1 protein-coding gene is annotated in these 2,608 nt (G+C 80.3%); it reads left to right on the top strand.

The window, feature by feature from the left end; translation table 11 throughout:
• Positions 1 to 2,608: FtsK/SpoIIIE domain-containing protein (locus tag NH342_RS22655; RefSeq protein WP_253018580.1), on the top strand; the 2,608-nt coding region annotated here is incomplete at both ends.

Consider the following 2,608-nt stretch of genomic DNA (forward strand, 5'->3'; position numbering starts at 1 on the left):
CGCACCGCCGAGCACGTCGTCGACCTCGCCCGCGCCGACACCGAGGTGGCCGCCGCGGTCGCCGCCGAGACCGGCCTGCGCGAGCAGCTGGCCCCCGACCCGGCCTGCCTGGTCGCGGCGGCACGGCGACGCGGTGCGCCGCTGTGGGAGCGGCCGGCCACCGACCCCGGCCTGCTGGTGGTCCGGGTGGGCACCGGTCCGGGCAGCACCGGTGTCTCCCGGCGGCACGGCGAGGGCGCACCGGCGCCGGTCCGGGCAGCCCGGCTCCCGGTGCTGCTGGACCTGCGCGAGGGCGGGCTGGAGGTCCGTGGTCCCCGGCCCGCCGTGCTGGGGGCGCTGCGGCAACTGGTCTGCCAGGTCGCGGTCCTGCACCCACCGGACGCGGTCTCCCTCACCCTCCTGACCGGGCACGCCGAGGCCGCCGACTGGATCTGGGCCCGGTGGTTGCCGCACCTGGAGCCGACCCCGGGCCCGGACGGGGTCCGCCTCGTCGTGGTGGACGGGCAGCTCGGCGACGAGGACGCCGAGCGGCTCCGGCAGGCGCGCCAGGACGGGGCGGTGGTCGTCGGGCGGGTGCCGGGCGGGGCGACGGCGCTGCTGGAGGTGGCCGGCGAGACCGGGGCGAGGGCCCGGCTGCGCCGCGCCGGCCGGCCGGACGCCGACCTCGTCCTGGACCAGCTCGCCGCGGGGCTGGCCGAGCAGGTGGCCGCCGACCTGGCCCCGCTGACCGTGCCCGCCGGTCCCGGCGGTCTGCCCGACGCGGTGCGGTGGCGGGACCTCGTCGGCCCCGTGCCGACCCCGTGGTCGCGGTCGCGGACGACGCTCTCGGCCGTCCTCGGCACGGCCGCCGCGGGCACGGTGACCCTCGACCTGTGCGCGCTGGGCCCGCACGCACTCGTCGCCGGGACGACGGGGGCCGGGAAGTCCGAGCTGCTGCGGACGCTCGTGCTGGGGCTGGCCACCGCCCACCCGCCGGACCTGTGCAGCTTCCTGCTCGTCGACTACAAGGGCGGCGCCGCCTTCGGGGAGGCGGCCGACCTGCCGCACACGGTCGGCGTGCTCACCGACCTCGACGGCGCCTCCACCGCCCGGGCGCTGCGCTCGCTGACCGCGGAGCTGACCCGCCGGGAACGGGTGCTGGCCGAGTGCGGGGCGCGCGACCTCGCCGAGCTGCCCCCCGACGTGCTCCTCCCTCGGCTGGTCATCGTCGTGGACGAGTTCGCCACCCTCGGCGAGGAGCTGCCCGGCTTCGTGCCCGGCCTGGTCGCCATCGCCCAGCGGGGCCGGTCCCTCGGGGTGCACCTGGTGCTGGCCACGCAGCGGCCGTCGGGGTCGGTCAGCCCGGAGATCCGCGCCAACTGCACCGTCCGGCTGTGCCTGCGCACCACCGACGAGACCGGGTCGCGCGACGTGCTCGGCATGCCCGACGCCGCCCGGTTGCCGGTCGACCGGCCGGGCCGGGCCCTGCTCCGGGTGGGGTCCGAGCCGCCGGTGCTCCTGCAGGTGGCCCGGGTGGGGGTGCCCGCGGACGCCGGTGACGGCGTGCAGGTGCGGCGCTGGCCGCCGCGGCCGGCGACGGGTGAGCCGTCCCCGCCGCCGGGTGGCACCGACCTGGCCGGGCAGGTGCACGCGCTGCGCGCCCGCGCGGAGGGCCTGCCCCCACCGCCCCGGCCCTGGCTGCCGGCGCTCCCCGACCACGTCGGCCCGCAGGACCGGGCCCCCGGCACGGCCGGTCGGCTGCGCTGGGGCCTGGTCGACCGGCCGGACCTGCAGCGCCGGGACGACCTGCTCGTCGACCTGGACACCGGCGGCGGCTGGCTGGTGGTCGGCGGGCCGCGCAGCGGGCGGACCACGGCGCTGCGCACCCTGCTGGGCGAGGCGGTCGCCGGCCTCGGCCCGGGAGAGCTGCACGTGCACGCGGTCGACTCCGCAGGGGGTGAGCTCGCCCGCGCCGCGTCCGGGTTGCCGCACACCGGCACGGTGGTGGCGCGCGGAGCGGGTCACCGGCTGGAGCGGCTGGTCGCCCGGCTGCAGGAGGAGGTGGACCGGCGGCGCACCACCCCCGGGCGCCACCCCCGCCTGCTGCTGCTCGTCGACGGCGTCGACCCGGTGACCTCCGAGCTGGAGGAGCTGACGCCGGGGTCCGGCGGCGCCGCGCTGCTGCGGCTGGTCCGGGAGGGGGCCGCGGCCGGGCTCACCGCCGTGCTCACCGCCGACCGGGTGCTGCCGGGGAGCCGGCTGGCCGGCGCGGTGGGGCACCGGCTGCTGCTGCCGCTGGCCGACCGCGCCGACTACGCGGTCGCGGGTGTGCCGGCGGCCAAGGTCCCCGGTCACCGGCCACCGGGGCGTGCGCTGCTCGACGACGACGCCACCGAGGTGCAGCTCGCCCTGCCCCGCCCGCTGCCCGACCCCCGCACGGACCCCGGTCCGGCCCCGGTCGCCGGGCGGGTGGAGGTGGTCGAGCTGCCCGCCGACCCGGCCGCCCCGCACGTCCCGGGGCTGCGGCCGGGGGTGGCACTGCTGGGCCCGGGCGGCGACGGCGGCGCGCCGGTCACGGTGGACCTGCTCCGCACCGGCGGGCTCCTGGTCGCCGGACCGCCCGGGTGCG

The organism is Klenkia sp. PcliD-1-E (assembly GCF_024124375.1).
In the GTDB taxonomy this organism is placed as follows: Bacteria; Actinomycetota; Actinomycetes; order Mycobacteriales; family Geodermatophilaceae; genus Klenkia.